The 17024-nt window shown below is 60.4% G+C and carries 24 protein-coding genes; 23 read left to right on the forward strand and 1 reads right to left on the reverse strand.

Annotated elements, in window-relative coordinates; genetic code table 11:
- Positions 1 to 3 precede the first annotated feature (3 nt).
- The 22 genes from P0D80_RS03625 to P0D80_RS03730 all read left to right on the forward strand — a co-directional run bounded on the left by P0D80_RS03625 (position 4) and on the right by P0D80_RS03730 (position 13833).
- On the forward strand, positions 4 to 348 hold the full coding sequence (locus tag P0D80_RS03625; RefSeq protein WP_408281253.1) for a hypothetical protein: 345 nt from the start codon (positions 4 to 6) through the stop codon (positions 346 to 348).
- Entirely contained in the window at positions 345 to 809 is a 465-nt protein-coding gene (locus tag P0D80_RS03630; protein WP_408281255.1) for a hypothetical protein, read from the forward strand. The genes P0D80_RS03625 and P0D80_RS03630 overlap by 4 nt, the downstream gene beginning before the upstream one ends.
- Positions 806 to 1141, forward strand: coding sequence for a hypothetical protein (locus tag P0D80_RS03635; protein ID WP_408281258.1), 336 nt, complete (start codon positions 806 to 808; stop codon positions 1139 to 1141). Before P0D80_RS03630 ends, P0D80_RS03635 begins: the two co-directional genes overlap by 4 nt.
- Positions 1138 to 1386, forward strand: coding sequence for a hypothetical protein (locus tag P0D80_RS03640; RefSeq protein ID WP_408281261.1), 249 nt, complete (start codon positions 1138 to 1140; stop codon positions 1384 to 1386). Before P0D80_RS03635 ends, P0D80_RS03640 begins: the two co-directional genes overlap by 4 nt.
- Positions 1383 to 1631: a phage portal protein gene (locus P0D80_RS03645; protein WP_408281264.1), complete on the forward strand. Its 249-nt coding sequence runs from the start codon at positions 1383 to 1385 to the stop codon at positions 1629 to 1631. The genes P0D80_RS03640 and P0D80_RS03645 overlap by 4 nt, the downstream gene beginning before the upstream one ends.
- Positions 1631 to 2080, forward strand: coding sequence for a hypothetical protein (locus P0D80_RS03650; RefSeq protein WP_408281266.1), 450 nt, complete (start codon positions 1631 to 1633; stop codon positions 2078 to 2080). Before P0D80_RS03645 ends, P0D80_RS03650 begins: the two co-directional genes overlap by 1 nt.
- A gap of 88 nt (positions 2081 to 2168) precedes the next feature.
- Complete coding sequence (locus P0D80_RS03655) at positions 2169 to 2822, forward strand: hypothetical protein (protein ID WP_408281268.1); 654 nt, start codon at positions 2169 to 2171, stop codon at positions 2820 to 2822.
- 462 nt (positions 2823 to 3284) lie between these two features.
- Positions 3285 to 3710, forward strand: a complete 426-nt coding sequence (locus P0D80_RS03660; protein ID WP_408281271.1) for an HNH endonuclease — start codon at positions 3285 to 3287, stop codon at positions 3708 to 3710.
- A gap of 182 nt (positions 3711 to 3892) precedes the next feature.
- Complete coding sequence (locus P0D80_RS03665) at positions 3893 to 4363, forward strand: terminase small subunit (RefSeq protein WP_408281273.1); 471 nt, start codon at positions 3893 to 3895, stop codon at positions 4361 to 4363.
- A gap of 3 nt (positions 4364 to 4366) precedes the next feature.
- Positions 4367 to 6037: a terminase large subunit gene (locus P0D80_RS03670; protein ID WP_408281276.1), complete on the forward strand. Its 1671-nt coding sequence runs from the start codon at positions 4367 to 4369 to the stop codon at positions 6035 to 6037.
- Positions 6034 to 6219 (forward strand): hypothetical protein, encoded by a 186-nt coding sequence (locus P0D80_RS03675; protein WP_408281278.1) that lies wholly within the window; start codon positions 6034 to 6036, stop codon positions 6217 to 6219. Before P0D80_RS03670 ends, P0D80_RS03675 begins: the two co-directional genes overlap by 4 nt.
- Positions 6219 to 7493, forward strand: coding sequence for a phage portal protein (locus P0D80_RS03680; protein WP_408281279.1), 1275 nt, complete (start codon positions 6219 to 6221; stop codon positions 7491 to 7493). Before P0D80_RS03675 ends, P0D80_RS03680 begins: the two co-directional genes overlap by 1 nt.
- Complete coding sequence (gene sppA, locus P0D80_RS03685; RefSeq protein ID WP_408281282.1) at positions 7490 to 8389, forward strand: signal peptide peptidase SppA; 900 nt, start codon at positions 7490 to 7492, stop codon at positions 8387 to 8389. Before P0D80_RS03680 ends, sppA begins: the two co-directional genes overlap by 4 nt.
- 112 nt (positions 8390 to 8501) lie before the next feature.
- Positions 8502 to 9797, forward strand: coding sequence for a phage major capsid protein (locus P0D80_RS03690; RefSeq protein WP_408281285.1), 1296 nt, complete (start codon positions 8502 to 8504; stop codon positions 9795 to 9797).
- Positions 9798 to 9852: 55 nt separating this feature from the next.
- Positions 9853 to 10302 (forward strand): hypothetical protein, encoded by a 450-nt coding sequence (locus P0D80_RS03695; protein WP_408281288.1) that lies wholly within the window; start codon positions 9853 to 9855, stop codon positions 10300 to 10302.
- Positions 10303 to 10347: 45 nt separating this feature from the next.
- Positions 10348 to 11202, forward strand: a complete 855-nt coding sequence (locus P0D80_RS03700) for a head-tail connector protein (protein ID WP_408281290.1) — start codon at positions 10348 to 10350, stop codon at positions 11200 to 11202.
- On the forward strand, positions 11203 to 11568 hold the full coding sequence (locus P0D80_RS03705; RefSeq protein ID WP_408281293.1) for a phage head closure protein: 366 nt from the start codon (positions 11203 to 11205) through the stop codon (positions 11566 to 11568).
- Complete coding sequence (locus P0D80_RS03710; protein WP_408281296.1) at positions 11561 to 11932, forward strand: DUF3168 domain-containing protein; 372 nt, start codon at positions 11561 to 11563, stop codon at positions 11930 to 11932. The genes P0D80_RS03705 and P0D80_RS03710 overlap by 8 nt, the downstream gene beginning before the upstream one ends.
- Positions 11933 to 12000: 68 nt before the next feature.
- Positions 12001 to 12639, forward strand: coding sequence for a phage tail tube protein (locus P0D80_RS03715; RefSeq protein ID WP_408281299.1), 639 nt, complete (start codon positions 12001 to 12003; stop codon positions 12637 to 12639).
- 44 nt (positions 12640 to 12683) lie between these two features.
- Complete coding sequence (locus P0D80_RS03720) at positions 12684 to 13103, forward strand: phage tail assembly chaperone (RefSeq protein WP_408281301.1); 420 nt, start codon at positions 12684 to 12686, stop codon at positions 13101 to 13103.
- Positions 13104 to 13108: 5 nt separating this feature from the next.
- Positions 13109 to 13396, forward strand: coding sequence for a phage tail assembly protein T (locus P0D80_RS03725; protein ID WP_408281303.1), 288 nt, complete (start codon positions 13109 to 13111; stop codon positions 13394 to 13396).
- Positions 13397 to 13398: 2 nt separating this feature from the next.
- Positions 13399 to 13833 (forward strand): HK97-gp10 family putative phage morphogenesis protein, encoded by a 435-nt coding sequence (locus P0D80_RS03730; RefSeq protein ID WP_408281306.1) that lies wholly within the window; start codon positions 13399 to 13401, stop codon positions 13831 to 13833.
- 54 nt (positions 13834 to 13887) lie between these two features.
- Here P0D80_RS03730 and P0D80_RS03735 read toward each other — a convergent pair whose 3' ends face one another.
- Positions 13888 to 14016: a hypothetical protein gene (locus tag P0D80_RS03735; protein ID WP_408281309.1), complete on the reverse strand. Its 129-nt coding sequence runs from the start codon at positions 14014 to 14016 to the stop codon at positions 13888 to 13890.
- A gap of 574 nt (positions 14017 to 14590) precedes the next feature.
- Between P0D80_RS03735 and P0D80_RS03740 the strand changes: the two genes are divergently transcribed.
- On the forward strand, positions 14591 to 16993 hold the full coding sequence (locus P0D80_RS03740) for a phage tail tape measure protein (protein WP_408281312.1): 2403 nt from the start codon (positions 14591 to 14593) through the stop codon (positions 16991 to 16993).
- The last annotated feature ends 31 nt before the right edge of the window (positions 16994 to 17024 follow it).

Genomic DNA, 17024 nt, shown 5'->3' on the forward strand with positions numbered 1-17024 from the left:
CACATGGCCAACCGGATCATGAGTGCCCAGCGGCGCGAGGTTTGTGAGTTCCTGATGCTGTATCCGGGCTCGACTATCGCGGACATCGTCGAGGGCACTAGCGCGCCTTACGACAGCATCAAGAAAAGGCTTCGCGCGCTGAAGGAGAGCGGGCATGTCAAGGCAAGCGATTCGAGTTACCGATCGTCTTACCAGCTCACGGGCAAGCCGTTTCCCCGCGTCGCCGATTACCGGCCAAACACACGCTATGCGGCGCGCAAGGCTCGGCGCGAGTCGCGCGGTGAGATTGTCGGCGGCCTCTACGCTGACATGCACGCGATGGTGACAGTCGGAAGGGCGGCTGCGTGAAGCGCTCGGCACCGATGCAGCGAAAGACTTCGCTTGCGCGCACCGGCTTTAAGCGTCCGGATCCGTCTTCGGCATTCAAGACATCGTTTCACACGAAAACGGTATTGCGCGCGAAAGCGCTCAAGACGCGCCGGAAGCGCGTGACGGTCGCCGAAGGCGCGAAGTATCTGGCAGCGTGCCGCGGCGAACCCTGCTACCTGCGAGTGCCGATGGTTTGTCCGCTAAACCCGAACGACGAAACGGTTGTCCCGTGCCACGAGAACAGTCTGGCGGCCGGCAAAGGAATGGGCATCAAGGCGGCTCACGACAGGACTGTGCCGGGATGCTTTTGGTGTCATCGGTGGCTTGACCAAGGGAACGCGTCGCGCGAATTGAAGGAGTGGACGTTTTTCAATGCGGCGTTTTACTGGTATCCGGTGCGAAACGCAAAAATGGGATTGGAAATGCAGGAGGCGGTTTGAGATTGTGGATTGAGATCCCCGACGGCGTTGGCTGGTTGAGGCATGGCCGTCGCGTGGGGCGGGCGCAGTTCGCGACCTACGGAAAGACCAGGCGTATCGAGACGACGGTCCACCGGCTCGAGCGCGTGATGTACGAGCATCGCGGCCCGCGCTTTGTCTATGTCGAGGCGTGGATACCGGAACACTATCGAAGCGGCTTTCTGCCGGGTGATCTGGATTGGGTCGGCGACGGCATTTATCGCACGAGAGCGCCGGTCGAATATAACCGCACCACATTGGAGGCGTTTCTCGCCAGTGGTGATCTGGAGTGGGACGTAAGGGAGATGACATGAGCAAGATCGAAATTCACACTGGTCGAACCAACACGCAAACGCACCGCGCCGTGCTTCGTGCGGACGAAATCAAGCTGATTCTCGCCAGGCAGGTGTGCGCGGCGGCAGACGTTTCTTTCGATGCGGACAGCACCAGCGTGAATGTCCAGCTGAACAGCCGCATGGGCAACTACGGCTCAGAGTACGAGGCGCTCATCACCGTGACCGTTGACTACGAAAAGATGCCGTCGGTGGGTGATGCATGAGCGCATACGCCTACATCCAATACGCCGACGTGCCCGATGAACTGATCTCGTCGAGCCGCCAGTGTGTCGATGGCGTCACCAAGGCACAGATGATTCAGTTCGACGGCTGCCCGTTAGTTGGACAACTTGACCCGGTTGATAACCGGTTGCAGGTCGAATACCCGTTTCCGCGCGACGCCGACCTGCGCAATCGACTCGTGCAATGGTTTATGCATTGGGGCATTCATTTTCAGGTGGTTATGTGATGACGATCGACGAAAGCAACCAGGTTGAGGAACTGCTGACTGGTTGGTATGGCTGGCAACGCGGTTATTCCGTGAATCTTGGCGCGGGCCGCGTTGACCCTTCATGCCGCGGATTCGACGAGAGCGACCGGTTCGCAACAATCGAAGAGCGAACCGACGCAGCCGAGCGTAAAGCACAGAGAAAGCAGGCAGAGCAGGTCGATCTGTGTGTTGACTCGCTCACGTGGCAGCAGCGCGCCGCGATCCAGACGCATATGAGGCAAAAGGATAGCGGGCAGATTATGGACGCACGAATTGCTGCGTTGAATGATGGTTGCGGCGTGGCAGCATGGTGCAATCCACGCAAGTTCGATCTCAGCTTTGCTCATGAGTTGTATCAAGAGGCAAAGTTCGCGTTGCTACCTGCATTGCGCCGACGCGGACTGATTAAAGGTGAGGTTGCGGCATAATCGCGCAATCACGCTGGGGCGTGCCATGGCTAGTCGGATTGAAGTCACTCGAGCCTAGCGGTCATTGAATCCATCGGAGTTTTGGAGAATGCACGGAGAGAAAAAACATCCGCTTGAGATTGCTCACTTCGTCGTAACGTGTCTGGCTCTTTTAGCCGCGGGCGCTGCGGCTTGGTTTACTCACGACCAAGTGAAGATCGCGCAGGATACTGAGCAAAGGCAACTTCGAGCCTATGTGGGAATCGAATCGGTCGCCTTTGATACCTCTGGAGGATTGGATGTAGTTAATGTTGTGCCGCAGCCTGACGGACGAAGTCCCTTGCCGGTCACCCGCAGTTTTTTTGTGGTTAAGCTAAAGAATTACGGGCTGACGCCGGCTCGAGACATTGCGGTTAACTTCGAGCCGGCACTGTTTCATGGTAGTGGCGGGATAGATCCAAACGAACCATTTAACGATCGTGCCAATTCCTTTGAAATGGGGAATCGAAGTCGAGACACTTTGAATGCCGGACAGGACACGACCTCAAAGATCCTCATTTCGGGCCGGAATTCGAAAATTATGCTTTTCGCGTCTACGCACATTGGGGAAGGCCTCATCGTCGCTGGTTCACTTGTCTATCAGGACGTGTTCGGAAAGCGGTGGCGAAACCGTTATTGCTACTATGTATCGTCCCCACTGACGCAAGAGCAGAAGTTTACTGCGTGCGATCAACACAACGATGAAGTTGAGTACGTCCCATAATAGGACGGGTGTCGCCCGATGACCGGTCGCCAAGCATTCAATGTATTGAAACAGCAGAATTCAGTTGTAAACCCACACACACTGAGATATATTGACGACGTCGGGCGCGCGGTGCGCCCAAAGAAAACCCGCCAGGCGAAAGCCTCGCGGGTTTTTTTTAACCCTTTCGGGCCGGAAGCGAAGGCTTTCTTCTCCGATCAATGTTCCACTGAGGTGTCCGGCGGACCGGGCTCTGTGAATCACTGGCTCGACCAGCGACCTTCCGCTTATGCGCCTTTCGGTGCACCGGTCTGCTCTGGTCAGCGTTCCGGCTGCGCCCTAACGGGGGAAAAGCATCTCCGTCGTTTCGGGTAGCAATTCAGCGTTTGCTTCCGTTTCTTCCCTACTGGTCAAGCGCTCACTGGGACCAGCCAGTGTCGGCGATAGGGAATGTCAAAAATTGGGACATAAGAACCCCCTTTTTTGATTGCTCTGGAATCGAGCAAAGCGATTCTCAGTCAAATTGAAAATTCTTTCAACCACCTACTGAGCCGTCAGTCGTTCGCATGGGATCGTAGAATGAGCCGCAAACTGTCGACGCTCAAACCGCGCATACCAGCGGCCAACACAAACCGCGTTGCAACGCTCGAAGCAAAGGCAGGCACGACTCCACGCATACGCGGTCGCAAATGGGTTGAGACACGCCAACGCGTCGCAGTCGATCAGCAGTTCAAGTGTCAAGGTTGTGGCTGTGTGTGGCTGCCGTGGCGTGATCAGGTCGATCACCACGTGCCGCTCGAGCAGGGCGGCAGCAACGACGACAGCAACCTCAACCTGTTGTGCGCCGATTGCCATGCTGCCAAGACGGCAAGCGAGGCGCGAGGCCGATCAGTAGCAGGTGCGCTGTAGCAGGCAGGCTTGCGATGAGTTCGAAGTGCACCGGCCGCAGCGCGGCAACCCGTCACAGCCACGCCTGGCGTGCCGCAGCGGCATCGAAGGGGTGGGGGGCATCGAATCTCTGTCGTTTCGCATGCTGGGAAACCGATCGTTCTCTCACGCGCAGAATTTTTCCCTTTTTGGAGCTTTTGTTAATGGCCTTTAACAGCAAGAAACGGCTCTTTGCCGATGCTGTTTTGGCCGGAAAGTCCAATAAGGACGCGGCTATAGCGGCAGGCTACAGTGCTGCGACCGCCTCGGCCGCCGGCTCGCGCCTTGTTAAAGACAAGGACGTCGCCCTCTACTTGGCTGCCCAGCGCATCCAGCAGGAATCGAAGCCGAAAGCCGAACCGCCGGCGCCGGATGAGAAACCGGCCCCGAAATTCGATGTCGAGTCGATGACGAACTTCACCGACCCGAAGGCGTTTCTGATCGCCGCCATGAACGACGGTCGCACGGAACCGAAATTGCGCGTCGACGCGGCGAAGGCGCTCATGCCGTTCGTGCATGCCAAGGTCGGCGAGGCTGGCAAGAAAGATGCGAAAGCTGATGCAGCGAAGAAGGTCGGCGCCGGCAAGTTCGCGGCGACGGCTCCCCCGAAGCTGGTGGTGAACAACCGGAAGTGATCGATGGAATGGAAGACAAGCTGCCTCGACTGGGCCGAACGGCTCAAGCGCGGCGAGTCCATCATTCCACCGCCGATCTTCCCGGACCAGGCTGAGCAGGCGCTCGCGATTTTTAAGCAGTTGAAGATTGTCGATGCGCCGGGCAGTCCGACGTTCGGCGAATCGTGCGCACACTGGGTGTTCGATCTGGTGGCGTCGATCTTCGGCGCCTACGATCCTGACAGTGGTCGTCGGCTGATCACAGAGTGGTTCATCTGCCTGCCGAAAAAGAACTCGAAATCGACGATCGCGGCCGGGATCATGATGACCGCGGTGATCCTCAACTGGCGACAATCTGCTGAGTTCGCGATTCTCGCGCCGACGATCGAGGTTGCGCAGAACAGTTTCAGTCCCAGCCGGGACATGGTGAAGCACGACGACGAGCTCGACGAGCTGCTGCAGGTTCAGACGCACATCAAGACGATCACGCACCGGAACAGCGGCGCGACGCTGAAGGTCGTCGCGGCAGATTCAAACACGGTCGGCGGCAAGAAGAGCGTTGGCACGCTGGTAGATGAACTCTGGCTGTTCGGCAAGCAGGCGAATGCCGAGAACATGCTGCGCGAGGCGATCGGTGGCCTGGCATCGCGGCCGGAAGGCTTCGTGATCTATCTGACGACCCAGTCCGATGATCCGCCGGCGGGCGTCTTTCGCCAGAAGCTCCAGTACGCGCGGGACGTGCGCGACGGCAAGATCGAAGACAGGCGTTTCGTCCCGGTGATTTTCGAGCACCCGCCGGAAATGGTGGCGAGCAAGCAGCACCTGAGGGTCGAGAACCTCGGGATGGTCAACCCGAACCTCGGCTACTCGGTTGATCAGGAGTTCCTCGAGCGCGAGTTCAGGAAGGCGCAGACCGAGGGGGAGGAATCGTTCCGCGGCTTTCTCGCAAAGCATGCGAACGTCGAAATTGGCCTGGCGCTGCGGTCCGATCGTTGGGCCGGCGCGGAATTCTGGGAAGACGCAGGCTCGGTGCCGAAGCTGACGCTTGATGACTTGATCGAGCGCTGCGAAGTGATCGACGTCGGCATCGATGGCGGAGGCCTCGACGACTTACTCGGCCTGGCGGTCGTCGGGCGCGAGAAATCGACACGCCGCTGGTTGCTCTGGACGCACGCCTGGGCGCATCCATCCGTGTTCGAACGTCGGAAAGAGGTTGCGCCAACGCTGCGCGACTTCGAGAAAGACGGTGATCTAACGGTGGTCGATCAGATCGGTGATGACGTGCGCGACGTCGCCGACATCGTAGCCATCATTCATGCGGCCGGCCTGCTAGACAAAGTCGGCGCTGACCCAGCCGGCATCGGCGGCGTGCTCGACGCGCTGGTCGAGGCCGATGTGCCGGAAGACAAGGTGATCGGCATTTCGCAGGGCTGGAAGTTGTCCGGCGCGATCAAGACGACCGAGCGAAAGCTCGCCGAGGGCGTGCTGGTTCATGGCGGTCAGCGAATGATGGCGTGGTGCGTAGGGAATGCGCGTATTGTCCCGGTCGGCAATGCCGTGAATATCACGAAGCAGGCCAGCGGCACTGCAAAAATTGACCCGCTTATGGCGGCGTTCGATGCCATCACGTTGATGAGCCTGAACCCGCAGGGCGGCCTGATCATCGGCGATGACTATGAACTCATGACGGTATGAACGCACACATTTTCAACATTTGCCTGCTGATCGGCTGGCTTCTGTCGCTTGCCGGCGGCGTGCTGCTCAACCTGGGTGGCGGGATGATCTTCGCGGGTCTGCTGTTGCTTGCGATTGTGCTCGTCGTCACGCGAATGGTCGGCATTTACGTGCCCAAGCGCGAAGAAAAGGATGCTGACTGATGTTCATTTCGCGCATCAAGGCAGACGGTGGCGACCGGTCCCCGTATGGGAATTTCTGGTTTGAGCCCGTCACGACACGCACCGCGTCCGGTATGCGCGTCTCGCCTGATCGTGCGTTGCAGTTGCCGGTCGTGTTTGCGTGTGTGCGTGTACTTGCCGAGTCGTTTAGCGTGTTGCCGATGCGTCTTTACGACGTCGGCGGCTACAAAAAAACGCCCATCCGCAAGCATTGGCTGCTCGACCTGCTGTGCCGTCGACCGAACCAGTACCAGACGCCGTTCGAATGGCGCGAGATGATGCAGGGGCACCTCGCGATGCGAGGAAACGCCTTCAATCAGATCGTCACGGACCGGCGCGGTAATATTACGGACCTGATCCCGCTGCATCCGGACCGCATCAAGATTGAGCTGCTAGACGGCGGCAGTGATTTCGATTACCGGTACCGCTACACCGACCGGTTCGGTTCGGTCCGAGTGTTCACCCGCGGCGAACTGTGGCACATCCGCGGACTCTCAAGCGATGGCATCGTTGGCTTGAACCCGATCGAGATCGCACGCGAGGCGGTGGGCCTCGGATTGTCGGCGCAGGACTACGGGGCCCGTTTCTTTCAGAATGACGCGAAGCCGGGCGGCGGCTGGATCGAATTCCCCGGCAATTTCAAGGACAAGTCGGCTCGCGACACGTTTCGCGAGTCGTTTCAGGCAGCACAAACCGGCCTGAATCGCGGGAAAATCGCCGTGCTTGAGTACGGCATGAAATTCCACGAGCTGGGCCTGACGAACAAGGACAGCCAGTTCCTCGAGGCACGGCAGTATCAAGTGGGCGACATCGCGCGCATGTTCCGCGTCCCGCCGCACCTGGTCGGCGACCTGAGCAAAGCGACGTTCTCCAACATCGAGCAGCAATCGCTCGATTTTGTCATCTACACGATGACACCGTGGGCCGAGCGCTGGGAATCATCGATTGAGTCGAATCTCCTGCTCGAGCAGGATCGAAACATCGAAGTTGAGTTCGATTTTGCTGGCCTGCTGCGCGGCGATCAATCTGCGCGGTCGATGTTCTATCACAACGGCATCCTCGACGGCTGGATGACGCGGAACCAAGCGCGTGAAAGCGAGAATATGGAGCCGATTGATGGCCTCGACGAACCGCTGATGCCCCTGAACATGGTTCCGGTCAGCGATGCAAAAGCGCTGCAGGCGCAACAGCAAAAACAGCCGCCGGCGCAGGGAGCGCAGGAGCCGAAAGACCTATCCAGTACGGGCGAACAATGAGAAACGAAAGATTCATCACGTGGTGTCTCGCCACCCCGTGGGCACTCATGCCCGAGCGTATGGCAGCTTACGCCGCGGTGCTCGCTCGGCGCGAAAGCGGAGTTCACGCCGACATCGAGGACGAATCGGCGCAGGGCGTGTCGGCCGGGCCGCGCAGTCGTGGCAATGCGCGCGCGGGAGCCATTGCTGTCATCCCGGTGCATGGCGCCATCGTCCAGCGCGCGAGTCAGATCAATATCTGCGACGGTGGAACCAGCACGCAGCAGATCAGCGCGGCTCTAGCCGATGCTTCGGCTGACGACACGGTTTCGCAGATCCTGCTCGACATCGACAGCCCCGGCGGTTCTGTCTACGGCGTGCAAGAGCTCGCGGCAGAGATTCAGCAGGCGAAGAAACCAGTCATTGCCGTGGCGAACAGCCTTGCCGCGAGCGCGGCTTACTGGATCGGCTGCGCGGCAAACGAGTTCTACGTCACTCCGGGCGGCGAGGTCGGGTCGATCGGCGTATGGCAGGCGCACCAGGACTGGTCGAAAGCCATGGAGGAAGAGGGTGTGTCTATCACCCTCATTTCCGCCGGCAAGTTCAAGGTCGAAGGGAACCCGTATCAGCCGCTGGATGCCGAGGCGCAGTCGTTCATGCAATCGCGCGTCGACGACTATTACGCAGCCTTCACGAAGGGCGTTGCAAAGGGCCGTAAGGTCGGTATCGATCAGGTTCGCAACGGTATGGGCCAAGGTCGCGTGCTTGGCGCAGATCAGGCGATGTCCGAGCGCATGGTCGACGGCATCGCCACCTTTGATGACGTGGTGGCGAAGATGCAGCGAAACATCAAGGCGGCGAAGCCGGCCGCGAGCCGCCTCGCTGCCGCGCAGCGTGAAATCGCAATTATGGGCTGAGCGCTAAGCCCGAGCACCGCGCCAACAAGCGCGTTGTGTGCAGTCCTCCGACTGAGCGCAAACCGTAAATTCAGCCGCCGCGAGGCGGTTTTTTCGTTTCAGGAGCCCTTAAATGTCCAAGCAACTCCGCGAGCTGCAAGCCCGCAAAGCAAAGCAAGTCGCCGCAATGCGTGCGATCACCGACAAGGCCGCGTCGGAAAACCGCGATCTGACCGACGATGAAGTCGCGGCGTTCGACGCCGAGCGCGCCGGTCTGGAGCGCACCGCCGCGGCAATTTCGCGCGAAGAAGCGCTGATCGAAGCAGAGCGCTCGGCCGGTGTCATGATTCCGGAAGGTGCACACATCAGCGTGTCGGAGAACATCGAAAACGACGCTCGACGCGGCTTCCAGTCGTTCGGCGAGTTCGCGATGGCCGTGCGCGCCGGCAGCCAGCGCAACGGCAGTATCGATCAGCGCCTCGTGATCGGCGCCGCGGCGCCCGGCGCGGGCACGTATGCCAACGAGGCGGCCGGCACCGATGGTGGCTTCCTCATTCCGCCGGCTTTCTCGACCGACATTTTCACGCTCTCGCTCGAGGACGACGCGCTGTTGCCGATGACCGACAACATCGAGGTCGGCGGCAACGGAATGACGTTCCCGAAGGACGAAACCACGCCGTGGGGAACGGATGGCGTGCGCGCCTACTGGCAAGCTGAAGCATCGCAAGCGAATGCCACCAAGCCGAAGCTCGGCGTTTCGACGCTGCGCCTGCACAAGCTGATGGCACTGACGCCGGTGACAGACGAACTGCTGTCGGATGCGAACGCGCTCGAATCGTATCTGCCAGGCCTGATGGCGCGCTCGATCCGGTGGAAAACGAACGAAGCCATTCTGTTCGGCACCGGTGCTGGTCAGCCCGAGGGCGCATTCAACGGCGCGGCGGCCGTGGTGCAGGCGAAGGACGCCGGCCAGGCGACCAAGACGGTGTCGCTCGGCAACGTGTCGAACATGATTGCGCGACTCACCCCGGGGAGCTTCCCGAAGTCCACGTGGCTCATCACGCCGGATGCGTTGCCGTCGTTGTTCAGCCTGCAACTGGGTAACTACCCGATCTACCTGCCGATCTCGCAAGGTGCGCAAGGTTCGCCGTACGGCACGCTGATGGGTCGGCCGATCAGCGTCAGCCAGCATGCTCCGGCGTTCAGCGCGCAGGGCGACATCAGCCTGATCGACCTGTCGTACTACCGCACGATCACGAAGGCGGGCGGCGTTCAGACCGCAACGTCAATGCATCTGTACTTCGATGCTGACGCAACGGCGTTCCGCGCAATCTTCCGCGTGGACGGTCAGCCGAAGATCGTCAATCCGATTCAGCAGGCGAAGGGCGCAAACACGCTCTCTCCGTTCATCCAGCTCGCCGCACGCTGACCCACCTTGCCGGGGTATGTCCCCGGCTCTCGCCTGAGTTCATCGAGGAAAGACCATGATCCCGAATATCAAAGCCTCCGAACAGGTGGCAGTGTTGGGCGCAATCACGCCCTCGTCGCAGGGCGCTGGCGCGCTCACGTCGGCCTGGGTATCGGCCGCCAACTTCAACAAATTGCTGGGCTTGATCCAGACCGGCGTGCTCGGCGCGGCGGCGACTGTCGACGCGAAGTTCCAGCAGGCCACGGATCCAGCTGGCACTGGCGCAAAGGATGTGCCGGGCGCGGCCGTCGCGCAGATCGTCAAGGCGACTGGCGACAACGTGCAGGCCGAAATCAATCTCGACCCGCAGCAGCTCGACGTGGCGAACGGGTTCTCGTTCGTGCAACTGTCGGTGACCGTCGGCACGGCTGCCAGCCTGACCGCAGCTCTGCTGCTCGGCTTCACGCCACGCTTTGCGCCTGTCTCGGATGCCAACGCGGCCTCCGTAAAGCAGATCGTCGGCTGATCGCAACCTTGAAGAGGATGGGGCAGCTTCGGCTGCCTTCTTTTTATGCCCCTGCAACTCATCACGGCACCATCGGCGGAACCGCTAGCGCTCGCTGAGGCGAAGCTGCATCTGCGCGTCGACATCGACGATGACGATACGCTGATCGGCGCGCTCATCGCGGCCGCGCGCGACTACGCGCAAGGCGAGACGCATAAGCAGATGGTGTCGGCTCGATGGAAGCAGGTGCTCGACAGTTTCCCCGGCCCGTCGTTGATCGGAATCCCATACGGGCGGCCGTACACGCTGCCGGGGCATGCGATCTATCTGCAGCGCGCGCCGGTGATTCGCGTGCTGTCGATCCAGTATCTGGACATGACCGGCGTCGTGCAGACGATGCCGGATACCGACTACACGGTCGATTATTCGTCGGAGCCGGTGCGCATCACGCCGGTGTTCGGTCAGATCTGGCCGATCCCGTTGCCGCAGATCGGCGCGGTATGGGTCAATTTCGACGCCGGCTATGCTGCGCCCATCACAGCCGATGCTGGTACTGGCACGATTAGCGCACCGGGCTGGAGTCGTCTCGCCGTCGGCGATGCTGTACGGCTATCAAATGGTGGCGGCGCTCTGCCGGCGCCGCTGAGTGCTATGACCGACTATTTCGTGCAGAACATAGTCTCGGACGGCATCTACAAACTATCAGCGACGGCGGGCGGCGCACCCATCGCGCTGACGGACGCGGGTAGCGGCCAGAGTTTCGTCGGCGCAGTGCCGGAAGGGCTGAAAGCCTGGCTGAAGATCAGGCTCTCGACCCTGTATGAAAACCGCGAAGAGGTGGCGATCATGAACCGCGGCACGATTCAGGCGCTGCCGTACGTCGATCGGCTGCTCGACGCGTACAAGACGTACGAGTTCTAAATGGCCGGACAGAACAGCTACCTGGTGCGCGGTGGAACGCTGCGACATCGACTTACGTTCCAGACGAAATCGACGGAAACCGACGAACTGGGGCAGCCGCTCAACGTGTGGTCCGATGCGTTCAAGTGTTGGGGCGAGGTATCGCCGGTGTCCGGTCGCGAGCTGCTCGCCGCGCAGGCCGTGCAGGCAGAGGTCACGCACACGATCAGCGTGCGGTACCGGCCCGAGCTTCAAAACCCAAAGGATGTCGCCGCGATGCGCGTGCTGTTCGGCACGCGCGTGTTCGACATCAACGCCTCAATGAATCAGGACGAGCGTAATCGGCTCGTCATGCTGCAGGCGAAGGAAGGGCTCAACAATGGCTAATTCCGCAGAGGCGATCGTCTCCGCCGCGCTCAAGGCGCTGGTGCCGAACGGGGATGGCACGTTTCGCGTATATCCGGACGTGGCGCCGGCCGGGGCGCTGCGCCCGTACATCACATATCAGGCAGTCGGCGGACAGTCACCTAACTACCTGAACAACACGGTTGATCTGGAAAACGCCCGCATGCAGGTCAACGTGTGGGCCGATTCGCGTTCCGCGGCGCGCGCGCTCATGCGGAGCGTTATTGCAGCGTTAAGCGCTGCGCCTATCTTGGCCACCACGATCGGCGCGCCGGTCAGCAACTACGAGGCCGACACAAAGCTGTACGGGTCGCGCGAAGACTTCAGCATCTGGTTTTACCCGTAACACCGAATACCGTTTTGTCTCCACCACCGACCCGCCCTGAGCGGGTTTCTTTATTTGTGAGGTCTGAAATGACAAGCACCGCGATTTCCGCTCAGGGATCGACTCTCTCCGTATCCGGCGCGACCGGCGCCGCGAAAGCGATCACTGGTCTGGCCCTCGGCTATCCGACGATCGTCACCTCGGCCGCGCACGGTTTCTCGAATGGCGACATCGTGACCTTCGCGGCACTGGCCGGCAACACCACGTTGAACGGCGTCACGGCGGTTATCAAAAATGTGACGGTGAACACTTATGCGGTGGACGTCGATACCACTGGCGGCGCCGCATACACGAACGGCGGCACAGCGACCCCTGTTACCTGGACGCCGATCGGCAACTTGAACAACTTCAAGGGCTTCGACGGCCAGGCCAACGAAATCGACAAGACGAACCTGTCGAGCACGGCCAAGGAATTCATGCTCGGCCTGCAGGACTTCGGGCACTTCACGTTCGACGTCGACAAGGACTTCACCGACCCCGGCCAGCTCGCTTGCGATGCCGCAAAGCGCGCGGGCACGCTGAAGCAATTCAAGCTCACGCTGCCGAACGCGAAGACCGCAACCTTCAGCGGCTACGTCAAGAATAGCCCGCTCGATGGCGGCGTCGATCAGATCCTCAAGACGACGGGCGTCTCGCTCCGCATCACCGGCGACGTGGTTTACGCGTAACCCGCAACACGCCTTAAAACCCATCACAACACACTGGACATAACGTGCCCATTCTCAGCAAAGAAACCAAGGCCGCCATTCTCGGCGCCATTCACCTTAAGACCGAGGCCGTCGACGTGCCCGAGTGGGGCGACGGCGTGACGGTGATCGTGTCGGAAATGTCGGGCCTCGCGCGCGACGCTTTTTATGCAAAAAAGGAAGCGGGGAAGGTTCCCATCAGCGAATCGCAGGCCGATCTGCTGCTGGCTACCGTCGTCGACGAATCCGGCGCGCTGGTTCTCGCCGAGTCCGACATCGCCAACTTGCGCGCTCAAGGCACGGCGGTGATGGATCGCATCGTGGCAGTCGCAGTTCGCTTGAACGGCATGCAGCCGGCCGCCGTGGAGGATGCAGTAAAAAACTCCGCAGCCGCCCCGAGCGGCGATTCTGGCTCCAGCTCAGCATCGACTTCGGTATCCCAGTAAGGGAATTGCAGCAGCGGATCACCAGCGCGGAGTTCGTCGAATACATGGCTTCCTATCAGATCGACCACCGCGGGAGCCATTACGACGATCTGCGCGCCGGCACGATCACGTCGATGCTGGCGAACATCAACCGAAATGCCAAGGTTAGAGCGGAGCCGTGGGGCCCGCTGGACTTCATGACGTGGAACGAATTGCACATGGCGAAGGCGGAGGAAGAAACGGCCGTGCTTCTGGATGATCCAGATGCACAGTCGAACCTCCTTTTGTCGATGCTGTTTCCCAGTAAAGCGTAGCCATGGCAAAGAGCTTCGTCATTGAGAATCCGGAGGCATTGACCGACGCGCTTCGGGCGCTCGACAGCGTCACGAGCGAGTCGGTTTTGCGGCAGGCAGCAGTTGCTGGCGCTCGGGTCTATTTCGACGAGATGAAGGTGCGCGTGCCTGTAGGCATTCGGGCGTACGAGCGGAAGGGCACCGAGATCTATCCTGGCTTCCTCCGCGACAACATCCTGATTGCCTATGACAAAGAGCAGTCCGTCGAAGGGCGGATTGCCTCTTACATCGTAACGTGGAGCAAGCAGGCGTTCTACGGGCGCTTCGTTGAAACTGGTACGTCCAAGATGGCAGCCAATCCGTTCCTTCGGCCGTCGTACGAAGCGAAAAAAACGGCCGCCGCCGATGCGGTAGATGCGGTGTTCCAGCAAAAGGTAACGGAGTTGACAGGTGGCTGACAAAGAAACACTCATCCGGGTTTCGCTAGATGCCACCGGCGTTGAGGCCGGCGTTCAGCGCGCGAAGCGCAGCATGGATGCGTTCGTGTCGTCGCAGGAGGCGGCGGCGCAACGCACGGAAATTGCACAGGCCGCGATTGCGGAGGCGAACGCAAACGGCAGCAAGGCGAGCGAGCGCGCCATCAACGCACTCGTACAGCAAGCGGCGAAGATGGCCGACACGTACGGGATGAATTCTCGGCAACTGCTGGCCTATAAGGCATCGCTGCTCGGTGTGTCCGACGCGATCGCGCCGTACATCGAAAAGATGAATGCGATCGACGCGGCCAATGGGCAGGTTGCCGGCTCGACTGCCGCGGTGGGCGAGAGCAGCGAGGCGGCAGCCGCCCGCATTTCGGCTATGGTCGCAGCGTCGCTCGAGGTGACGGCCGCCGTAACCGGTAGCACGGAGGCAGCCGACCGCTATGCCGCGAGCGTTGACGCACTGGCCGCCGCCGCGACGGCCGCGGAAAGAGCGAATGCCGGTATTGCGGCGTCAGCCGAAGCAGCAGCAACGGCGCAAACGAGCGTGGCCGTTCAATTCGAGGCCGCTTCGACCGTGATCAGTGAGGGTGCGGCCAAGGTTACGGAGGCGCTCGGCCGCCAGCTCACCGCCCTCACAGCGTCCGCGGCGGAAATGGCCGTATATGACGCGCAGATGGCGGGCTTTACCGAAGCCGAAACCGCGCAGGTCGCCGCGATCGCCAAAGAAATCGAGTTGCGCAAGCAGCAGATCGCTCTCGGCGAAGAGATGGCGGCTATGTATACAGTGCAGGCTACCGCTGCGCATGGTGTCGCCGGCGCAACGTCTGGCGTGACAAATGAGCTTGGCGTACTTGGCCGCGAGGCAGCCAGTGGCAACTTTACCCGCCTGGCCAGTTCGTTCACTCGCTTTCTGTCGCTCGCCGGTGCGCTCGATCTTCTGCTCAACCCGCTTTCGCTCTCCATCGCGGGTATCGGCGCTGCTATGTATATGGTGGCGAGCCAGAACGAGAAGCTGAATGAGGCATTGCTGCTGACCGGCGGCTATGCGGGGGTGACGACTGATCAACTCCGCAATATGGCGACAGCGGCGACAGCGGGCGGAGCAACGTTTAACACTGCGGCCGAGGCCGTCACCGAATTGGCGAAGACCGGCCGGCTAACCGGTGAAGAGATCGCGAATCTTGGTCGGTCTGCGGCGGATGCCGCGACCTACACCAGTGTGTCGGTCAAGCAGATGGTGGACGATTTCACGAAGCTCGCCGACGAGCCAGTGAAAGCTTCGGTGAAGCTGAACGACCAGTATCACTACCTGACTGCGGCGACTTACGACCAGATCGCCGCGCTGGAGAGGCAAGGTGATGCAACTGGCGCCGCGAAGGTGGCAGTGGAAGCGTTTTCCCAAGCGATGGATGATCGCACGAAGGAGATCGCCGCCAACGAGGGGATCATTCTTGCCGGCTGGCGCGACATCAAGGCGATGATCAACGGCGCCATCGAGGCGGTTGGCTCGTTCGGCGCGGCGGCCACGCCCGGGCAGGTCGTGGCTCGCCTGCAGGACAACAAGACGGCGCGACTCCCGATTGGGCAATGGTCGTCGGAAGATGAAGCCGAGCTTCAGAAAGCGATCGCCACACGTGACGCCGCGATCAAGGCCGCCGAAGACAAGGCCAGGACGGAGCGCCAGAACCAGCAGGTTATCGACGCGAAGCACGCATACGACACGTTCAACACGCAATTCGCGACACCGGCGGAGAAGCGCGCAAAAGAGATTCAGAAATACCTTGATACGATCGCGGGTCCGCTCAATCTGAGCCCGGAGCAGCAGCTCGTCGACGAAGCGAATATCGACGCGAAGTATAAGGATCCAAAGGCACCGAAGCCGAAGGCATACCGCGACGATTCCGGTGAGCGAATGCTGCAGCAGCTGCGCGACCAGCAGGCCGCGTTGGAAGCTCAGCTATTGACGACGGGCAAGCTGTCGACGGCCGAAAGCGAACTCGCGAAGTTCAATCAGCAGATTAGCGATTGGAAGACCAAAACTCTCACGCCTCAACAGGAGAGCCTAACCAAGGATCAGGACGCGATCCGCGCGCAATTGCAGAAGAACGTCGAGCTCGAGAAAGAGGTCCAGCATCGCCAGGACGTTCAGAAGCTGCAGGAGCGGTCAGCGCAAATTGATGCGTCCATCAGGAGCTACCAGTCGGGGCAGAACGACCAGTACGGCCGCCAGCTCGACGCGTTCGGCATGGGTTCGGATGCGCTCAAAAATGTGCAGGCAGTGAAGTCGATCTTCGCCGAGTACCAGCGTCTGCAGGAGCAGCTCGACAAGGCTACGCCGAAGAACCTGCTTGGCGACGCTGATTACGTCAAGGCGTCAGCTGACATCAAGGCGGGACTCGATCAGTCGCTTGCCGATTACGACGCCTATTACACGACGCTGAAGGTGAAGCAGACCGATTGGACGAACGGCGCTACCGCTGCGATTGCTAACTATAACGACGCGGCACAGAACATGGCGGCGCAAACCGAATCGTCGGTAACGAATGCGGCCAAGGGCATGGAAGATGCCTTGGTGAGCTTTGCAACGACTGGCAAGCTCAATTTCACGAGCCTCGCCAACAGCATCATTGCCGACATTGTCCGGATGCAGGCTCGCGCGGCGATTTCGGGATTATTCAATATGGCTGTTGGAGCCATTGGCGGGGCGTTCGGAAACACTGGTGCAACCTTCGCGGCGAATATGCAAGGCGGCAATACGCTCGACAACCTGATTAGTAACACCGGCGGCTGGGGAACGGTGGCCGGTGCGCGAGCGAGCGGCGGCCCGGTAGCTGGTGGTAACACATACCTCGTCGGTGAGAAAGGTCCCGAGCTTTTCACGCCCGGCTCATCTGGATCCATCGTACCGAATCACGCTCTCGGCAGCGGTGGCGGAGGTGTGTCGGTACAAATCGTCAACAACAGCGATTCGCAGGTGCAGCAGCCGCAGGTGTCACAGGATTCGAGTGGACAGAAGTTCATCCGACTCATCATTGACCAGGCGAAGAGTGAAATGGCCGGCGAGGTCGCAAGCGGGCAGGGCACCGTGAGCAAGGCGCTGTCACAACGATATGGGCTTACTCCGAGGTTTAGATAATGGCTCTTGTTACATGGCCGGATCGCTTGCC

The sequence above is a fragment of the Paraburkholderia sp. RL17-373-BIF-A genome (genome assembly GCF_046030175.1).
In the GTDB taxonomy this organism is placed as follows: Bacteria; Pseudomonadota; Gammaproteobacteria; order Burkholderiales; family Burkholderiaceae; genus Paraburkholderia.